This is a genomic window from Streptomyces sp. NPDC029152 (assembly GCF_055564355.1).
This window is the reverse complement of sequence record NZ_JBVHWR010000011.1, coordinates 153,319-171,408: the sequence shown is the minus strand read 5'-3', so window position 1 is coordinate 171,408 and position 18,090 is coordinate 153,319. Positions and strand designations below refer to the sequence as shown.

At 73.2% G+C, this 18,090-nt stretch carries 16 protein-coding genes and 1 pseudogene; 9 read left to right on the top strand and 8 right to left on the bottom strand.

Features of this window, described 5'->3' with window-relative positions:
- Window positions 1-6: 6 nt before the first annotated feature.
- The gene (locus ACZ4V6_RS23690; protein ID WP_467830689.1) at window positions 7-621 is read left to right on the top strand and encodes an SUKH-4 family immunity protein; all 615 of its coding nucleotides are present in this window, start codon (window positions 7-9) and stop codon (window positions 619-621) included.
- A 29-nt stretch (window positions 622-650) separates the two neighbouring features.
- Here ACZ4V6_RS23690 and ACZ4V6_RS23685 read toward each other — a convergent pair whose 3' ends face one another.
- Window positions 651-1,220, bottom strand: coding sequence for a DinB family protein (locus tag ACZ4V6_RS23685; protein WP_467830687.1), 570 nt, complete (start codon window positions 1,218-1,220; stop codon window positions 651-653).
- Between the two features lie 264 nt (window positions 1,221-1,484).
- On the bottom strand, window positions 1,485-2,228 hold the full coding sequence (locus tag ACZ4V6_RS23680) for a metallophosphoesterase family protein (protein ID WP_467830685.1): 744 nt from the start codon (window positions 2,226-2,228) through the stop codon (window positions 1,485-1,487).
- 163 nt (window positions 2,229-2,391) lie between these two features.
- Here ACZ4V6_RS23680 and ACZ4V6_RS23675 point away from each other — a divergent pair, with 163 nt between their 5' ends.
- The gene (locus ACZ4V6_RS23675; RefSeq protein ID WP_467830683.1) at window positions 2,392-3,588 is read left to right on the top strand and encodes an alpha/beta hydrolase family protein; all 1,197 of its coding nucleotides are present in this window, start codon (window positions 2,392-2,394) and stop codon (window positions 3,586-3,588) included.
- 25 nt (window positions 3,589-3,613) lie between these two features.
- Here the strand turns inward: ACZ4V6_RS23675 and ACZ4V6_RS23670 are convergent, their stop codons facing one another.
- Window positions 3,614-6,466 carry an FAD-binding and (Fe-S)-binding domain-containing protein gene (locus ACZ4V6_RS23670; RefSeq protein WP_467830680.1) on the bottom strand — a complete coding sequence of 951 codons (2,853 nt, stop codon included), beginning with the start codon at window positions 6,464-6,466 and terminating at the stop codon, window positions 3,614-3,616.
- Between the two features lie 110 nt (window positions 6,467-6,576).
- Here ACZ4V6_RS23670 and serC point away from each other — a divergent pair, with 110 nt between their 5' ends.
- Both serC and ACZ4V6_RS23660 read left to right on the top strand, forming a co-directional pair.
- Window positions 6,577-7,695, top strand: coding sequence for a phosphoserine transaminase (serC, locus tag ACZ4V6_RS23665; protein ID WP_467830677.1), 1,119 nt, complete (start codon window positions 6,577-6,579; stop codon window positions 7,693-7,695).
- Between the two features lie 80 nt (window positions 7,696-7,775).
- Window positions 7,776-7,913: pseudogene (locus ACZ4V6_RS23660) on the top strand (TetR family transcriptional regulator); the annotation flags it as partial.
- Here ACZ4V6_RS23660 and ACZ4V6_RS23655 read toward each other — a convergent pair.
- Window positions 7,887-8,864, bottom strand: a complete 978-nt coding sequence (locus ACZ4V6_RS23655) for a WD40 repeat domain-containing protein (RefSeq protein ID WP_467830675.1) — start codon at window positions 8,862-8,864, stop codon at window positions 7,887-7,889. The pseudogene ACZ4V6_RS23660 and the gene ACZ4V6_RS23655 overlap by 27 nt on opposite strands.
- 100 nt (window positions 8,865-8,964) lie before the next feature.
- Between ACZ4V6_RS23655 and ACZ4V6_RS23650 the strand changes: the two genes are divergently transcribed.
- Together ACZ4V6_RS23650 and ACZ4V6_RS23645 are read left to right on the top strand one after the other, a co-directional pair.
- Complete coding sequence (locus ACZ4V6_RS23650; RefSeq protein ID WP_467830672.1) at window positions 8,965-9,642, top strand: GDSL-type esterase/lipase family protein; 678 nt, start codon at window positions 8,965-8,967, stop codon at window positions 9,640-9,642.
- Between the two features lie 73 nt (window positions 9,643-9,715).
- Window positions 9,716-10,708 carry an aldo/keto reductase gene (locus ACZ4V6_RS23645; RefSeq protein ID WP_467830670.1) on the top strand — a complete coding sequence of 331 codons (993 nt, stop codon included), beginning with the start codon at window positions 9,716-9,718 and terminating at the stop codon, window positions 10,706-10,708.
- Window positions 10,709-10,841: 133 nt separating this feature from the next.
- Here ACZ4V6_RS23645 and thpR read toward each other — a convergent pair whose 3' ends face one another.
- Genes thpR through ACZ4V6_RS23630 form a run of 3 tightly spaced genes read right to left on the bottom strand, consistent with a single transcriptional unit; the run spans window position 10,842 to window position 13,272 of the window.
- Entirely contained in the window at window positions 10,842-11,414 is a 573-nt protein-coding gene (gene thpR / locus ACZ4V6_RS23640; protein WP_467830667.1) for an RNA 2',3'-cyclic phosphodiesterase, read from the bottom strand.
- 20 nt (window positions 11,415-11,434) lie between these two features.
- Window positions 11,435-12,808 carry an MFS transporter gene (locus ACZ4V6_RS23635; RefSeq protein WP_467830664.1) on the bottom strand — a complete coding sequence of 458 codons (1,374 nt, stop codon included), beginning with the start codon at window positions 12,806-12,808 and terminating at the stop codon, window positions 11,435-11,437.
- A 26-nt stretch (window positions 12,809-12,834) separates the two neighbouring features.
- Entirely contained in the window at window positions 12,835-13,272 is a 438-nt protein-coding gene (locus tag ACZ4V6_RS23630) for a MarR family winged helix-turn-helix transcriptional regulator (RefSeq protein ID WP_467830661.1), read from the bottom strand.
- Window positions 13,273-13,422: 150 nt separating this feature from the next.
- On the opposite strand from ACZ4V6_RS23630, the gene ACZ4V6_RS23625 reads away from it, so the two are divergent.
- Window positions 13,423-13,611 carry a ribbon-helix-helix protein, CopG family gene (locus ACZ4V6_RS23625; RefSeq protein ID WP_467830658.1) on the top strand — a complete coding sequence of 63 codons (189 nt, stop codon included), beginning with the start codon at window positions 13,423-13,425 and terminating at the stop codon, window positions 13,609-13,611.
- A 20-nt stretch (window positions 13,612-13,631) separates the two neighbouring features.
- Here ACZ4V6_RS23625 and ACZ4V6_RS23620 read toward each other — a convergent pair whose 3' ends face one another.
- The gene (locus ACZ4V6_RS23620) at window positions 13,632-15,089 is read right to left on the bottom strand and encodes an NCS2 family permease (RefSeq protein WP_467830655.1); all 1,458 of its coding nucleotides are present in this window, start codon (window positions 15,087-15,089) and stop codon (window positions 13,632-13,634) included.
- Window positions 15,090-15,289: 200 nt separating this feature from the next.
- Between ACZ4V6_RS23620 and ACZ4V6_RS23615 the strand changes: the two genes are divergently transcribed.
- Together ACZ4V6_RS23615 and ACZ4V6_RS23610 are read left to right on the top strand one after the other, a co-directional pair.
- On the top strand, window positions 15,290-15,577 hold the full coding sequence (locus tag ACZ4V6_RS23615; protein WP_467830653.1) for a DUF2530 domain-containing protein: 288 nt from the start codon (window positions 15,290-15,292) through the stop codon (window positions 15,575-15,577).
- 99 nt (window positions 15,578-15,676) lie between these two features.
- Entirely contained in the window at window positions 15,677-18,079 is a 2,403-nt protein-coding gene (locus ACZ4V6_RS23610; protein ID WP_467830650.1) for an HAD-IC family P-type ATPase, read from the top strand.
- Window positions 18,080-18,090: the final 11 nt, after the last annotated feature.

Below are 18,090 nucleotides of genomic sequence, written 5' to 3'. Positions count from 1 at the left end.
CCGGCAGTGCTTTTCGACGTCACCCGCGGCGAACTCGCCGACACCTTCGGCGAGCACCGGCTCGCGACCCTGCCCGCCACCGCCTTCCCGCCCCTCGCCGCGGACACCGGGGGCGCCCGCCTCCTGCAGACCGTCGGCGTACCCACCGGGACGCTCACGCTGCGGGAGCCCGACGAGGAGACCGGCCGGCTGCCCCTCGTCCGGGAGGTCGTCGACCCCGAGGACTTCGGGACCGTCCCACGCGGCGCGGGCGGATGGCCCGTCATCGGCTGGCTCCTCAACGCCCACCTCGCCCTGGACCCCGGCAGCGGCACGGTGTACGCCTTCGACCCCGACGAGGAGACCGCGCGGGAACTCCACACGGACGTCTCCTCCCTGGTCCGGGTCACCGCCCGGTTCCAGCGGCTGCTGGAGGAGTTCGCCTTCGGCGACGACGACGACGAGGAGGCCGGCTTCGAGCGCCTGGAACACGAGGTCGAGCGCGTCCGCCGGGAGACCGACGGCGTCGACCCGCTCCCCTTCCAGGACGACGAGACGGTCTGGTCGGTGGTCGGCGAGGAGATCGCCATGGGGCAGCGGTTCAGGGGCGACAGCCCGGGGGCGCGCTCGCTCCACGGCTGACCGCCGGCCGCCCGGCCGGACGCCGCCGGTCAGCCCATGCTCTTCGCGCCGTCCAGGGACTCGCGGATGATGTCGGCGTGGCCGGCGTGCTGGGCGGTCTCGGCGATGACGTGCAGCAGCACCCGGCGGGCCGACCAGTGCGTGTCCTCGAACCAGGGGGCCTTGGGCAAAGGCCGCGTGACCCCCAGGTCGGGCAGGGTGGCGACCAGCTCGTCGGTCCGGCGGGCCGCCTCGGCGTAGTCGGCCAGCACACCGGCCAGCGTCTCACCGGGCAGCATCCGGAACTCGTCGGCCCGCCGGGCCCAGTCGGCCTCGGTCATGGCCGTGAAGTCCCCCATCGCCGACGGGCCGTTCAGGATGAAGTCCCCCCAGCTCCGTTCGACCGAGGCCACGTGCTTGATCAGGCCGCCCAGGCAGAGCTCGCTGGCGGTGGTCCGCAGTCCGGCCTGCTCGTCGGTGAGGTCGCGGGTGGTGAAGCGCAGGAAGTGCCGGTGCTTGGCCAGCATCGCCAGCAGGTCGGCGCGCTCGTCGGCGACGGCCGGGGCCTCGGCCGCGTCGCGGGTGGTCAGGTCACGGGTGGTCGACTCGTCGAAGGTCATGGTCGGTCTCCGCCTTCCGGGGTTCCTGTTCCGTCGGTCGAGGACCACGCTATGGGCCATGCAGGTCAGATCCTGTCCTAGATCGGGCGCCGGGCGGCAGGCGCGCGTCGCCGTCGGCCGCGTCGCCGCCCGGCGCCCGGGTGCTCCTCCCGGGCACCCCGTGCGGCGGGCTCCGCTTGCCGGCCGGGCGTCCGGCCGGGGCCCTCCCCGGTGTTCTGCGGGTGGCCGGGAGCCGAGGACGGGAACCGCGGGGGCCGGACCGGCTCAGCGGTGGCGGCCGCGTCCGTCCCTCGGACCGAACGCCTCCAGCGCCTCCGTGTCCGTCACCCTCGCCCACAGGTACGCGTCGGCCCACGCGGCGATGTCCGGACAGGCGCATCCGGCGACGAGCCGGGCCACCGCCGCCGGCACGTCGTACGGCGTGACCCGCAGGTCGGTGCCGGGGCCGAGCAGGCACCAGTGGGCGCCGGCGCGGCCGTACGGCATGCCGACGCTGCCCGGGTTGACCACCAGGCGGCCGTGGGCCGGCCGGACGTAGGGCATGTGCGTGTGGCCGCAGACCACGGTGCGGACGTCGTCGGGCAGCCCGCCGGACACCTCCGTCCACCGGTCGGGGCGCGAGTCGACCAGCACCACCTCCTCGTCGTCCCCGGGCGTGGCGTGGCAGAACAGCACCCTGCCGTGGCCGCGCACGCCGAGGGTCGGGGAGGCGGGCAGGCCCGCGAGGAACTCCACCTGCCCGTCGGTGAGGCGCCCCGCCGCGAAGGGCCCGATGGGGCCGGGGATCTTGTCGCGCTCGCCCCTGCGGTACTCGACGAGCTCGCGGTCGGCGTTGCCGCCGATCCACAGCACCCTCTCGCCCGGGCCGCGCAGCAGCTCGACCACCTCGCGCGGCTGCGGACCCGCCGCGATGTCACCGGTCAGCACGATCCGCTCGGCGGCGGCCACCTCCGGTTCGGCGAGCACGGCCTCCAGCGCGGGCAGCACCCCGTGGATGTCGGAGAGCACGGTCACCCGCTCCCGTTCGTACGCCGCTCACCCGTCCCCTTCCGCGCGGCCCGGTCCGGTACCACGGTCGTACGCCGTGCCCCGGGGTCGTGCCCCGGGCCTACGACGGAGTACCGCCGCGGCCCGACGCGCCGGGCACCGTCCGGGCCCTAACTTCGCCTGCATGAACCGCAGATCACGCACCACCGTCCTGGCCGCGTCGCTCGCGTGCGCCCTGTCCCTCCCGCTGCTGGGCGCCGCGCCCGCCTCGGCGGCCCGGGACGTGCCCCCGGCGGCCCGGGCGGCCCGGGACCCGCAGGCCGCCGCGGAGCCGGAGCTGCCCGCGCCCACCGGTCCCCACCCGGTGGGCCGCCGTACCCTGCACCTCGTCGACCGGAGCCGTACGGACCCCTGGGTACCGGCGGTGGGACACCGGGAGCTGATGGTGTCCGTGTCCTACCCGGCGCGCTCGGCCGGCGGGACGCCCGCGGCGTACATGACCACCGAGGAGGCACGGCTCCTGCTGGAGGCCAGAGGGCTCGGCGGGGTCGTGCCGGCCGGGACGGTCGCCGGGACGCGTACCCACGCCCGGGTCTCCGCTCCCCCCGCGCCGGGCCGCTTCCCCCTGGTGCTGCTGTCCCCCGGCTTCGGGATGCCGCGCACCACGCTCACCTCGCTCGCCGACGACCTGGCCGGCCGCGGTTACGTCGTCGCCGCCGTGGACCACGCGCACGAGTCCGTGGGCACGGAGTTCCCCGGTGGCCGGATCCCGCCCTGCGTGGCGTGCGAGGAGGTCGATCCGGGACCGGAGTACGCGGCGGTCGTGCCCGGCCGCGTCGCCGACCTGTCCTTCGTCATCGACGCGTTGACGGCCCGTCGGGGCCCCGGGGCGGCACTGTCCCGCATGATCGATCCGCGGCGGATCGGGGCCGCCGGGCACTCGATCGGGGGAGCGGCCGCCGCCGCGACCATGGCGGCCGACCGGCGGGTGCGGGCGGGCGCCGATCTCGACGGCGACTTCTTCGTCGAGGCTCCCGGGGCCGGTCTCGGCGGACGGCCGTTCCTGATGATCGGCGCGGCGGCCACCCACCGCCCCGACAGCACCGGCACCGACTGGTCCGCGGCCTGGAACCGTCTGCACGGCTGGAAGCGCTGGCTGACCTTCGACGGCGCCGGGCACTTCTCCTTCACCGACTTCCCCTGGCTGGGGGACCAGCTCGGACTACCGGACCCGGCGGTGCCGCTGTCGGGCGAGCGGAGCTGGGCCCTCACCCGCGACTACGTCGCCGCCTTCTTCGACCTCCACCTGCGCGGCATGCCCCGGCCCCTGCTCGACGGTCCCACGCCCTCCCGCCCCGAGGTCGAGTTCCACCGTCCGTAGGCCCTCCCCGGTGCGCGACCGGCCGTCACTGCTCCGCCAGCCCGTCCGCCAGCACCTCCGCCAGATGCCGCCCCCGCACCCCCGCCAGCTGCTCCAGCTGGGTCCGGCACGAGAAGCCGTCCGCCAGGACCACCGCGTCGTCCGGCGCCTCCCGCACCGCCGGCAGCAGCCGGTCCTCGGCGCAGGCGACCGAGACCTCGTAGTGGCCGTCCCCGAAGCCGAAGTCGCCCGCGAGGCCGCAGCAGCCGCCGCTCAGCTCACCGGTCAGGCCCGCCGCCTCGCGCAGCCGGCGGTCGGCCGCGTCGCCCAGGACCGCGTGCTGGTGGCAGTGGGTCTGGCCGGTGACCGGCCGGTCCAGGACGGGCGGGGACCAGTGGGGGGCGTGGCGTTCCAGGGCCTCCGCGAAGGTCAGGACCCGGGCGGCGAGCCGGGCGGCCCGCGGGTCGTCGTGCAGCAGCTCCGGCAGGTCCGTGCGCAGGGCCGCCGCACAGCTCGGCTCCAGGACGAGAACCGGTGCCGAGGTCTCCAGCACCGGCGCCATCAGGTCCAGCGTGCGGCGCATCACCGCGCGGGCGCGGTCCAGCTGGCCCGTGGAGACGTACGTCAGGCCGCAGCAGACCCGGCCCCGGCGGGCGGTCAGCAGGGCGGCCGCCGACGTCGAGGCACCGTCCCCGACGGCCCGTCCCCGCAGCGTCGGCGGCAGCGCCACCCGCAGCCCCGCCGCCTCCAGCACCCGTACGGCCGCCCGGCCCACGGACGGCGCCAGGTGCTCGGTGAAGGTGTCGGGCCAGAGAACCACCAGGTCGCCGCCGCCGGCCGGCCCTCCACGCCGCCGCCACCACCTGCTGAACGTCTCCCCCGCCAGCCGCGGCACCTCCCGCTCCCCCGCGATCCCGCCCAGCCGCTTCGCCACCGCGGCCAACGGCCGCACGGAGGCAAGCGCGTTGACGACCGGCGCCGTGCGCGTGAGCGCCACCCAGCGCAGCCACACCGGCAGCCACCCCATCGCGTAGTGGGCGGCCGGGCGGCGCCGGCCCGCGTAGTGGTGGTGCAGGAACTCCGCCTTGTAGGTGGCCATGTCCACCTCGACCGGGCAGTCGGAGCGGCAGCCCTTGCAGGACAGGCACAGGTCCAGGGCGTCCCGGACCTCCGTGGACCGCCAGCCGTCGGTCACCAGCTCACCGGCGAGCATCTCGTGCAGCAGCCGCGCCCTGCCCCGCGTGGAGTGCTCCTCCCGGCCCGTCGCCCGGAACGACGGGCACATCACCCCGGAGCCGGAGACCGGCGTCGTACGGCACTTGGCGACCCCGACGCAGCGCCGCACCGCCGCCGAGAAGTCGCCGCCGTCGGCCGGGTAGCCGAACTCCACGTCCACCGGGTCACGCGGCAGGACGGCGAAGCGCAGGTTCGCGTCCAGCGGCGCCGGGCGGACCAGCATCCCCGGGTTGAGGAGGTCGTCCGGGTCCCAGACGCCCTTGGCCCGCTCGAAGAGGGCCACCGTCCGCGCGCCGTACATCCGCGGCAGCAGCTCCGCCCGCGCCTGCCCGTCCCCGTGCTCCCCGGAGAGGGAGCCCCCGTGCGCCACGACCACCTCCGCCAGCTCCTCCGAGAAGCGGCGGAAGCGGGCCACCCCGGCGTCCGTCAACAGGTCGAAGTCGATGCGCACGTGGATGCAGCCGTCCCCGAAGTGCCCGTACGGCGTGCCGCGCAGGCCGTGGGCGGACAGCAACTCCCGGAAGTCCCGCAGGTAGTCGCCCAGCCGCGCCGGCGGCACCGCGCAGTCCTCCCAGCCCGGCCACGCCTCCGCGCCGTCCGGCATCCGCGTCGCCGTGCCGCTCGCGTCCTCCCGGATCCGCCACAGCGCCCGCTGCCCGGCCGGGTCGGTGACCACGAGGGCGTCCACGACGTCGGCCGCCCGGACGACCGCCTCCGCACGCGCGCGTGCCTCCGCCCGCGTGTCGCCGCCGGTCTCCACGAACAGCCACGCCCCGCCCCGGGGCAGCCCCTCCGTGGACGGCACCAGGTCCACCGCCATGCCCTCCACGGTCAGGGGCCCCAGGGGCAGGAGCCCGGCCGCCGCCTGGGCCGCCCCGGCCTCGTCGGCGTAGCCCAGCACCGCCAGCGCACGCGCGCGCGGGGCCTCGACCAGGCGGACCGTCGCCTCGGTCAGCACGCCCAGCGTGCCCTCCGAGCCGCAGAAGGAGCGGGCCACGTCCGCGCCCCGCTCCGGCAGCAGCGCATCCAGCGCGTAGCCGGAGATGCGGCGGGGCAGGGCGGGGAAGCCGGTGCGCAGGCGGGCCAGGTCGCCGTCCACCAGCTCCCGCAGGCCCTGCGGCGCCCCCGCCCAGTCCCGCCCGAGCCGCAGGCGCCGTCCCCGCGCGGTGAGCACCGTCAGTCCGCGGACGTTGTCCGCCGTCGTGCCCCAGGCCACCGAGTGGGAGCCGCACGAGTTGTTGCCGATCATCCCGCCGAGCGTGCAGCGGCTGTGGGTGGAGGGGTCGGGGCCGAAGCGCAGGCCGTGCGGGGCGGCGGCCTCCTGGAGACGGTCCAGGACCAGACCCGGCTGGACGACCGCCGTGCGCGCCCCGGGGTCGAGGGAGACCAGCCGGTTCATGTGCCGGGTGAAGTCCAGGACCACGCCCGTGCCGGTCGCCTGCCCCGCGATGGACGTCCCGCCGCCCCGCGCCACGACCGGCACGCCCCGCTCCCGGCACACCTCCAGCACGGCCGCCACGTCGTCGGCGTCCCTCGGCGCCACCACGCCGAGCGGGACGCGGCGGTAGTTGGACGCGTCCATCGTGGTCAGCGCCCGGGAGGTGACGTCGCATCCGACCTCGCCCCGGACGGCCCCGCGCAGTGCTGCCTCCAGATCGGTCATGCGTCCAGGATGGTCCCTTGTAGCTCGCTACAGGTCCGCACGGTGGAGATCTCGTCTCATCGGACGGACACCTCCCCGTCCGGTTTCGCCCAGCGGGTAGCCTCCGGCTCGTGGCTGAGATCCAGATTCCTGCTGACATCAAGCCCGCGGACGGTCGATTCGGCGCGGGTCCCTCCAAGGTGCGGGTGGAGGCGCTGGACGCCCTGGCCGCCACCGGTACGTCCCTCATGGGCACCTCCCACCGCCAGGCCCCGGTCAAGAACCTGGTCGGCAAGGTCCGCGAGGGCATCTCCGAGCTGTTCCGGCTCCCCGACGGCTACGAGGTGGTCCTCGGCAACGGTGGCTCCACCGCGTTCTGGGACGTCGCGACCCACGGCCTGATCGAGAACAAGTCGCAGCACCTCACCTTCGGCGAGTTCTCCTCCAAGTTCGCCAAGGCGGCCAAGCTCGCCCCCTGGCTGGCCGAGCCGACGGTCGTCTCCGCCGACCCGGGCACCCACCCCGAGGCGCACGCCGAGGCCGGTGTGGACGTGTACGCGTTCACCCACAACGAGACCTCCACCGGCGTCGCCATGCCGATCAAGCGTGTCGCCGGTGCCGACGAGGGCTCCCTCGTGCTGGTCGACGCCACCTCCGGCGCGGGCGGCCTGCCCGTGGACATCGCCGAGACCGACGTCTACTACTTCGCCCCGCAGAAGTCCTTCGCCTCCGACGGCGGCCTGTGGATCGGCGTCTTCTCCCCGGCCGCCGTCGAGCGCGCCGAGCGCGTCCACGCGAGCGGCCGGCACGTCCCGGAGTTCTTCTCGCTGCCGACGGCGATCGACAACTCCCGCAAGAACCAGACGTACAACACCCCGGCGCTGGCCACCCTGTTCCTCCTCAACGAGCAGCTGGAGTGGATGAACGGCCAGGGCGGCCTGGACTTCACCACCGGCCGCACCAAGGACTCCTCGTCCCGCCTGTACGCCTGGGCGGAGGAGGCCAAGTACGCCGCCCCGTTCGTCTCCGACCCGGCCAAGCGCTCGCAGGTCATCGGCACCATCGACTTCTCCGACGACATCGACGCCGCCGCCGTCGCCAAGGTGCTGCGCGCCAACGGCATCGTCGACACCGAGCCGTACCGCAAGCTCGGCCGCAACCAGCTGCGCGTCGCGATGTTCCCGGCGATCGACCCGGCGGACGTCGAGGCGCTCACCCGGTGCATCGACTACGTGATCGAGAAGCTCTGATCACCACTCCCGCCCGACGGCGAGGGGCGCCCGGCATCCCACCGGGCGCCCCTCGCCGTTCCCCCCGTTCCTACCGGCTGAGTTCGTCGGAGGACGCCTTCGGCACCGGCTTCGACCACTTCGAGTTCGGGCTCCAGCGCATCCTGGACGGGCTGGAGGTGCTGGTGGCCGCGCGGCGCGCGGCGAGCGGCTCAGCGGCGCCGGAACAGCCGTCGTAGCCCGAACAGGGCCGCGCACACCACGACCAGGCCGACCGCCCCGACCTTGAGCGTGTCCCCTCCCCCGTCCTCGCCGGAGGCCCCGGCCCCGCCGTCGGACGCGGCCCCGTCCCCGCCGGACGGACCGCCCCCGGGCGCGTCCTGGGCCCGCACCGCGCTGTTCGCGCCCTCCATCCCGAGCAGCAGCTTCTTCCCGTCGGCCGTGTAGGTGGCGGACTCCCCCTGCCCCAGGGGGACGCTGATCCGCCCCTTGCGCTGGATCCTCCCGCCGTTCCAGGCGTACCAGATGCCCCCGAGGTAGCCGCGCACGGCGAGCCGCTCGCCGTCCGGGGAGAACGCGGCGTCCGTGGCCCACAGGTCGACGGGGACGGTGGGCCGGAAGACGTTGGTGCCGGAGGAGGACAGCTTCGCCGGGCCCTCGTACAGGTGCCCGCCGTCCTCGTTCTTGTCGATGATGTAGACCCGCCCGGTCTTCGGGTGGACGACCATCGACTCGGCGTCACGGGCGCCGTCCGCGTACTTCACCACGTACTGCGTGGCCTCGACCGTCTGGTCCTTCAGTTCCTTCGGCTCGGGCAGCTCGTAGATCCACACGTACGGCCAGGTGCCGCCGAGGTTGTCCCCGATGTCACCGACGAAGATCCTGTCGCCCGGCCCGATGGAGATCGCCTCGACGTCCCGGGGCGTGCCCACGCCGGAGAGCGCGACGCGCGCGACGGTCTCGCCGGTGGCACCGTCCACGGCGTAGAGGTAGGGCCCGTCGTCCTGGTCGTTGTGCGTCCAGTAGACACCGGGGTGGAGGCGGGAGGCGGCGAGACCGCTGGACTCGGTGATGCGCGGGTCCTTGATCGTGAACCCGTCGCTCCCGTCGCCCCCCTCGGCGGCGGAGGCGGGCACGGCGAACGCGCCCACGAGGAGGGCCGAGGCGAGGAGGGCGAAAGACCGGCGCATGTGCCAAGCCTGCCATCCCGTGCGGGCGTTCACGCCGCCGGTCACCCTGCGTGGCCGGGCTCACATCGCGCCGGCCAGGCCGATCGTCCATGATGAGCGGATGCTCAGGTTCATGTTCGTCGGTGACTCCATGACGATCGGGAGCGCCGGGGAACACACGTGGCGCTACCGCATGTGGCAGCACCTGCGCGACTCCCACGGCCGCCCCTTCACGTTCGTCGGCCCGCGCGAGACGCTGCACGACCCGTCGACGGACGCGCCCACCTCGCACGCCTACGCCGACCCCGCGTTCCCCCGCGCCCACCTGGCCGGCTGGGGCGAGGGCTGGCACCACATGACACCGCTGATCGGCGAGGCGGTCCGCGCCCACCGCGCGGACGTGCTCCTGGTCTCCCTCGGCCTGATCGACCTCGGCTTCTACACCAACCCGCAGCAGACCGCGGACAACGTCCGCTCCTTCGTGGCCGGGGCCCGCTCGGCGAACCCGCGCGTCCGCGTGGCCGTCATGCCGGTGATCACGAACATCCGGGTGGAGGCCGACGCGCCCTTCGCCGACCAGGTCCACCGCTTCAACGAACTCCTGGCCAAGACGATCACCGACCTCGACGAACCGGGCTCCGCCCTCCTCCTCGTCCCGCCGCCGGCGTCGTACGACTTCCACACCGACACGTACGACGGCACGCACCCCAACGCCGACGGCGAGCACAAGATCGCGGGGGCGTTCGCGGAGGCGCTGTACGAGGAGTGGGGGCTGGGCGGACCGTACGCGGCGCCGTAGCCCCGCGCCCGGACCGGCCGGCCCGGCGGACCCGCTTGCCTGGAGCGCACTCCAGGTCGTTGGCTTGGGGACCATGGAGTACACGCAGCTCGGACGCACAGGACTCAAGGTCAGCCGGCTCGTCCTCGGCACCATGAACTTCGGTCCGCAGACCGACGAGGCAGACAGCCACGCGATCATGGACGCGGCACTGGACGCGGGCATCAACTTCTTCGACACCGCCAACGTGTACGGCTGGGGCGAGAACAAGGGCCGTACCGAGGAGATCATCGGCAACTGGTTCGCCAAGGGCGGCGACCGGCGCGACAAGACCGTCATCGCCACCAAGGTCTACGGCAACATGGGCGCCGACGGCGAGGCGTGGCCCAACCACGACAAGCTGTCCGCCGTGAACATCCGCCGGGCCGTCGACGCCAGCCTGAAGCGGCTGCGGACCGACCGCATCGACCTGTACCAGTTCCACCACATCGACCGCGCCACCGGCTTCGACGAGATCTGGCAGGCCGTCGACACGCTGGTCCAGCAGGGCAAGGTGCTGTACGCCGGGTCGTCGAACTTCCCCGGATACAAGATCGCGCAGGCCAACGAGACCGCCGCCCGGCGCGGCGGGACGATCGGCCTGGTCAGCGAGCAGTGCCTCTACAACCTCGCCGAGCGCCGCGCCGAGATGGAGGTGATCCCGGCCGCGCGGGACTACGGCCTCGGCGTCATCCCCTGGTCGCCGCTGCACGGCGGGCTGCTGGGCGGGGTCATCAAGAAGGAGGTCCAGGGCGGGCGCCGTGCCTCCGGACGGGCGGCCGACACCCTGGCCGACCCGGCGAAGCGGGCGCAGATCCAGGCGTACGAGGACCTGCTCGACAAGCACGGCGTCGAGCCCGGCGAGGCCGCGCTGGCCTGGCTGCTGTCCCGGCCCGGCGTGACCGGCCCGATCGTCGGTCCGCGCACCGCCGAGCAGCTGGCGTCGGCGCTGCGGGCCGTGGAGCTGGAGCTGTCGGACGAGCTGCTGGCCGGGCTGGACGAGATCTTCCCGGGTCCGGGGCCGTCGCCGGAGGCGTTCGCCTGGTAGGGGGGCGAGCGGGGCGGCGGCCGCCCCGCCGGGCGCCTATCCGACCGCCGCCGCCACCGCCACCACGACGAGCATCAGCACGAGCACACCGGCCATGATCCGGTTACGGGTCTTCGGGTCCACGTCCCCGAGCCTAACCGGACGCGCCGAGCGGGCTGCGGGCGACCGTCTCGTAACGGGGCTGCTCGCCCGGCACGCCGGACCTCGGCAGGTTGCTGCGCACCAGCGCCAGGTCCGTCACGGTCCAGGTGCGGCTGGTGAAGGCGTCCAGCGCGTCGACGTACGGTGCCACGTCGAGCGCCTCCCGGCTGCGGGCCAGCGTCAGGTGGGCCTTGTAGTGCCGGTGCTCCCCCGTCGGGAGGCCCGCCCTGCGCGCCGCCGACTCGGCGCGTCCGGCGAGCAGGCGCAGGGCGGGCAGGCCGCCTTCGGCCCCCACCCACAGCGCCCGCCCGTGTCCGAAGTGGCCGCCGCCGCGCAGCGCCAGCTCGAAGGGCGCGGTGCGGTGCGCGGCCCGCTCCAGGCGGGCCGACAGGTCGGGTACGACGTCGTCGTCGACCTCGCCGTAGAAGGCGAGTGTGAGGTGCCATCCCGGGCGGCCGGTCCAGCGCAGCCGGTCCGCGCCGGGCAGCTTCCGCAGCGCGGCCACCTCGGCGGCGAGGGCGGTGACGACGTCCTCGGGGGGCAGTACGGCGGCGAAGAGTCTCATGCCGTCACCTTCCCAGACCCCTACGCCGCCGGCGCCAGCTCCTCCCGGTGCTCGCGCGGCACGAAGCGGACCTGCGGATGCCCCCGGTGCCAGCCGACCGACAGGCGCAGGTTGCCGACGCGGGCCAGGACCAGGCCGATCGCGGCCGCGGCGGTGGCCGCGACGGCGCCGCCCGCGGCGAAGCCGGCCCGGGCGCCGTAGGTGTCGGTGACCCAGCCGACGACGGGGGCGCCGACGGGGGAGCCGCCGAGGAAGACCATCATGTACAGGGCCATGACGCGGCCCCGCATGGCCGGGTCGGTGGACATCTGGATGCTGGTGTTGGCGGTGACGTTGACCGTCATGCTGAAGACGCCGATCGGGATCATCAGCAGGGCGAACAGCCACAGCTGCGGTGCCGTCGCCGCGACGATCTCCAGGACGCCGAAGCCGAGCGCCGCCGCGATCAGGACGCGCAGCCGGGCCGTGCCGCGCCGGGCGGCGAGCAGGGCGCCGGCCAGGGAGCCGACGGCCATGAGGGTGTTGAAGAGGCTGTACGCGCCGGCGCCCGCGTGGAAGACGTCGTCGGCGAAGGCGGACAGGAACACCGGGAAGTTGAAGCCGAAGGTGCCGATGAAGCCGATCAGGACGATGGTCCAGGTCAGCTCGGGGCGGCCGGCGACGTAGCGCAGGCCCTCGCGGAGCTGTCCCTTGCCGCGCGGGGCCCGCTCGACGACGTGCAGCTCGCGGGCGCGCATCAGCAGCAGGCAGCTCAGCGGCGCGACGAAGGACAGGCCGTTGGCGAGGAACGCCCAGCCGGTGCCCACCCCGGTGATCATCAGGCCGGCGACGGCGGGGCCGACGAGGCGGGCGGACTGGAAGTTGGCCGAGTTCAGGCTGACCGCGTTCTGCAGCTGGTCGCGGCCGACCAGCTCGGAGACGAAGGACTGCCGGGCCGGGTTGTCCATGACGGTGGCCAGGCCCATGGCGAAGGCGGCGACGTAGACGTGCCAGACCTGGACGTGGCCGGTCAGGGTGAGGGCGGCGAGGGCGAGCGCGGTCAGGGCCATCGCGGACTGGGTGACCAGCAGCGTGGGCCGTTTGCGCAGCCGGTCGACGAGGACGCCGCCGTAGAGGCCGAAGAGCAGCATCGGCAGGAACTGCAGGGCCGTGGTGATGCCGACGGCCGCCGAGGAGCCGGTGAGGCTGAGCACCAGCCAGTCCTGGGCGATGCGCTGCATCCAGGTGCCGATGTTGGAGACGACCTGGCCCAGGAAGAACAGGCGGTAGTTCCTGATCCTCAGGGAGGCGAACATGGAGGTCTTGCGCGGGGTCCGGGGGGTCTTGGCCCTCTTGGACGGGGAGTCGTCGTGGTCAGGTGCGGGGGCGGAAGCTGCTCCGGGTCCCGTACTCAAAAGGTTCGCCTCCTCGCGAATGCTGTCTACAGGTGTGCGAGCTTCTCCAGTACGGGGGCCGCCGCTCGCAGCTTCGCCCACTCGTCCTCGTCGAGCTCCTCGACCAGCGCGGCCAGGAACGCGTTCCGCTTGCGGCGGCTCTCCTCGAGCATCACCACGGCCTGCTCGGTCTGCGACACGACCTTCTGGCGCCGGTCCTCGGGGTGCGGCTCCAGCCGGACCAGTCCCTTGGCCTCCAGGAGCGCCACGATGCGGGTCATCGAGGGCGGCTGGACGTGTTCCTTGCGGGCGAGCTCGCCCGGGGTGGCGCTGCCGCAGGTGGACAGGGTGCCGAGCACCGACATCTCGGTGGGGCTGAGCGACTCGTCGACCCGCTGGTGCTTGAGCCGACGGGACAGCCGCATCACGGCGGAGCGCAGGGAGTTCACGGCGGCAGCATCGTCGCCATGGTTGAGGTCCGGCATGTTCCTTAGCGTAACTCATTAGTCTGGCGAAATACCAACGCTCATCCCGCCGCTTGCCCGTGACTCCCGCCACGGAAACCCACGATTCACCCGAACGAGTGAGCTGTTTCCGGAAACCGGAGCAACATCCCGTCGGCGGGGGCGACCCTCGTGCGCATGGGGACCAGCGTGCTCAGCCTGCGGATGGACGGGGAGCTGCTCGAACGGCTCCGGCGCCATGCGGCCAAAAGAGGAATGAGCGTCCAGGACTATGTCGTCCGGACGCTCATTCGCGATGACTTCGACGAGCGGTTCCAGTCCGCCGTCGAGGAGACGGAACGGTTCTACGGGGTCCCCTGACCCCGTGGAACCGGGTGGGATCAGGTCAGGCCCAGGGCCGGCATCAGGTAGTAGAAGGCGAAGACCGCCGAGACCGCGTACATCGCCACCGGCACGTCACGGCCCCGGCCGACCGCCAGGCGCAGCACCGTGAAGGTGACGAAGCCCATGCCGATGCCGTTGGTGATCGAGTACGTGAACGGCATCATCAGCATCGTCACGAAGGCCGGGACGGCGACCGTGAAGTCGGACCAGTCGATCTCCTTGATCGAACCGGCCAGGATCAGGAAGCCGACCGCGACCAGCGCCGGGGTGGCCGCCTGCGACGGGACCATCGTGGCGACCGGCGTGAGGAAGAGGGCCACGGCGAACAGGGCGCCGCTGACGATGTTGGCGAAGCCGGTCCGGGCGCCCTCGCCGACGCCGGCCGTGGACTCCACGAAGCAGGTCGTGGCCGAGGCGGAGCTGGCACCGCCCGCGGCGACCGCGACGCCGTCCACGAACAGGACCTTGTTGATGCCCGGCATCTGGCCCTTCGCGTCGGTCAGCTTGGCCTCGTCGCTGACGGCCATGATCGTGCCCATGGCGTCGAAGAAGCAGGACAGCAGGACGGTGAAGACGAAGAGGACGCCGGTCAGGATGCCGACCTTCTCGAACCCGCCGAACAGGCTGACCTGGCCGACCAGGCCGAAGTCGGGCGTGGAGACCGGGTTGCCGGGCCACTCCGGGGTGGTCAGGCCCCAGGACGGGACGTCGGCGACGGCGTTGATGACCATCGCGATGCCGGTCATCACGACGATGGAGATCAGGATGGCGCCGGGGGTCTTGCGGACGATCAGCGCCAGCGTGAGCAGCACACCGAGGACGAAGACCAGGACGGGCCAGCCGAGCAGGTGACCGCCCGTGCCCAGCTGGAGCGGGACGGTGGTCTGGGCGGCGTCCGGCATCCGGGTGACGAACCCGGAGTCGACCAGGCCGATGAGCATGATGAACAGGCCGATGCCGATGGCGATGGCCTTGCGCAGCCCGAAGGGCACGGCGTTCATCACGCGCTCGCGCAGACCGGTGGCGACCAGCAGCATGACCACGAAGCCGGCCAGCACCACCATGCCCATGGCGTCCGGCCAGGACATCCGCGGGGCGAGCTGGAGGGCGACGACGGAGTTCACGCCGAGACCGGCCGCGAGCGCGATCGGGACGTTGCCGATCACGCCCATGAGGAGCGTGGTGAACGCCGCCGTCAGCGCGGTCGCGGTGACCAGCTGACCGTTGTCGAGCTGGTGGCCGTACATGTCCTTCGCGCTGCCCAGGATGATCGGGTTCAGCACGATGATGTAGGCCATCGCGAAGAAGGTGGCGAGGCCGCCCCGGATCTCACGGGGCAGCGTGCTGCCGCGCTCGGAGATCCGGAAGTAGCGGTCGAGCGCGCTCTGCGGGGGCCGCCGGTCCTCGGGCGACTCGGGGGACGGGGGGACCTTGGCGGCAGCCGAGGTGGACATGCGAGACCTCATCACCAACAGGTTCCCCCACGGCCTTGTTGGTGTTTTCTACGAATGAAAGCGGTCAGAGACAAACGGGTTCAGTATGAACGTATGAGCCGCAGATCGCTATCTCCGCGCGTAGACCCTTGTGGCGGGGTCCGGGAGGGGCGGGGCGGCGCGCCGGGAGGGAGGCCGGGCCGCCCTCGTAAGCTGTACGCATGGCGAAGTGGACACCTACGCACGAGGCGCCGGAGCCCCTGGAGGGCCCCGTGGTCGCGACCATCACCGGCGGCACCATCCTCTGGTTCGTCCTCTTCCTGGCCCAGCTGCCCTTCTACGGCTGGTTCGACGACCACGGGCACGCCTGGTGGGTGTGGACCTGCCTGGCCGGCGGCGGGCTCGGCCTGATCGGCATCTGGTACGTCCGCAGGCGCGACGCCGCGATCAAGCGCGACGCCGCGGCCCGGCAGGGCACCGCGGGCCGGGAGGCCCGCCCCACCGCGTAGTACCGGGGCAGCACACGGCTCCGGACCTCCTCGTCCCCAGGTCGGATCTTCCGCCCATCCGGTGGGTGAAGCCGTAAAACCGCACGTACCGTCGAATGCATGACGCATATCGACGCGGAATCCGCACTCGATCCCGCGCGCCCCGCTCCCCCGTCCTCGCCGGAGACGGGGCTGACCGCCTCGGAGGTCGCCGAACGGGTAGCGCTCGGGCAGGTCAACGACGTGCCGGTGCGCAGCAGCCGCTCGCTCGGCGAGATCGTCCGCGCCAACGTCTTCACCCGCTTCAACGCGATCATCGGCGTGCTGTGGGTGATCATGCTGATCGTGGCGCCGATCCAGGACAGCCTGTTCGGCTTCGTCATCCTCGCCAACACCGGCATCGGCATCCTCCAGGAGTGGCGGGCGAAGAGGACCCTCGACTCGCTGGCCGTGATCGGCGAGGTCAGACCCGTCGTGCGCCGGGACGGGGAGACCGCCGGGATCAGCACCTCGCAGATCGTCCTGGACGACGTCATCGAGATCGGCCCCGGCGACAAGGCCGTGGTCGACGGCGTCTGCGTCGAGGCCGACGGGCTGGAGATCGACGAGTCGCTGCTCACCGGCGAGGCCGACCCCGTCGTCAAGCGGCCCGGGGACCACGTCATGTCCGGCAGCTTCGTCGTCGCGGGCGGCGGCGCGTTCCGGGCGACCAGGGTGGGGCGCGAGGCCTACGCCGCCCAGCTCGCCGAGGAGGCGTCCCGCTTCACCCTCGTCCGGTCCGAGCTGCGCTCCGGCATCTCCACGATCCTGAAGTACGTCACGTGGATGATGGTCCCGACCGCGATCGGCCTGATCATCAGCCAGCTGCTCACCGAGGACGACGCCTTCGGGGAATCCGTCGCGCGCACGGTCGGCGGCATCGTGCCCATGGTCCCGGAGGGCCTGGTCCTGCTCACCTCCGTCGCCTTCGCGATCGGCGTCGTCCGGCTCGGACGCAAGCAGTGCCTCGTCCAGGAGCTGCCCGCCATCGAGGGCCTCGCCCGCGTCGACACCGTCTGCCTGGACAAGACCGGCACCCTCACCGAGGGCGGCATGGACGTCACCGGACTGCGCCCGCTCGGCGGCGCCGACGAGGGCTACGTCCGCGCGGTGCTCGGCGCCCTCGGCGAGTCCGACCCGCGCCCGAACGCCTCCCTCCAGGCGATCATCGACGCCTACCCGGTCACCGAGGTCGCCGAGGACTGGCGCTGCACCGAGTCCCTGCCGTTCTCCTCCGCCCGCAAGTACGCCGGCGCCACGTTCGACGAGGAGGACGGCGCCTCCAGCACGTGGCTGCTGGGGGCGCCCGACGTCCTGCTGTCCGAGGACGACCCCGCCCTCGCCGAGACCGGACGGCTCGACGAGCAGGGGATGCGGGTGCTGCTGCTCGCCCGCGCCACCCGGGACCTCGACGACGCCGAACCGGCCGAGGGCGCCGTGCCGACCGCGCTGGTCGTGCTGGAGCAGCGGCTGCGGCCGGACGCCGCCGACACCCTGCGCTACTTCGCCGACCAGGACGTACGGGCCAAGGTCATCTCCGGGGACAACGCGGTCTCCGTCGGCGCGGTGGCCGCCAAGCTCGGGCTGCCCGGCACCGCCGTCGACGCGCGGCGGCTGCCCGCCGAGCCGGAGGGCATGGCCGACGAGCTCGACGCGGGCACGGTGTTCGGCCGGGTCACCCCGCAGCAGAAGCGGGAGATGGTGGGCGCCCTCCGGTCGCGCGGGCACACGGTCGCGATGACCGGCGACGGGGTGAACGACGTCCTGGCGCTGAAGGACGCCGACATCGGCGTGGCGATGGGCTCGGGCTCGGAGGCCACCCGGGCGGTCGCGCAGATCGTGCTGCTGGACAACAGCTTCGCCACCCTGCCGTCGGTGGTGGCCGAGGGCCGCCGGGTCATCGGCAACATCACCCGCGTCGCGACGCTGTTCCTGGTGAAGACGGTGTACTCGGTGCTGCTGGCGGTGCTGGTGGTGTGCTCACGCGTCGAGTACCCCTTCCTGCCCCGCCACCTGACCCTGCTGTCCACCCTCACCATCGGCGTCCCGGCCTTCTTCCTGGCCCTCGCCCCCAACAGGGAACGGGCCAGACCGCACTTCGTGCGGCGGGTGATGCGGTACGCCGTCCCCGGCGGGGTGGTGGCCGGGGCGGCCACCTTCGTGACGTACCTCCTGGCCCGCCACCACTACAGCGGGCCGGGGGCGCTGGACGCGGAGACCAGCGCGGCGACCCTGACGCTGTTCCTGGTCTCGATGTGGGTGCTGGCGATCGTCGCGCGGCCCTACACCTGGTGGCGGGTGCTGCTGGTCGCGGCGATGGGACTGGCCTTCGTGGTGGTGCTGGCGGTGCCGTGGCTGCAGGACTTCTTCGCGCTGAAGCTGGTGGGGGTCACGATGCCGTGGACCGCCGTCGGGGTGGCGGTGGCGGCGGCGGCCTCGCTGGAACTCCTGTGGAGGTGGGTGGACCACCGCTTCCCGGCGTGACGCGCGCGCCG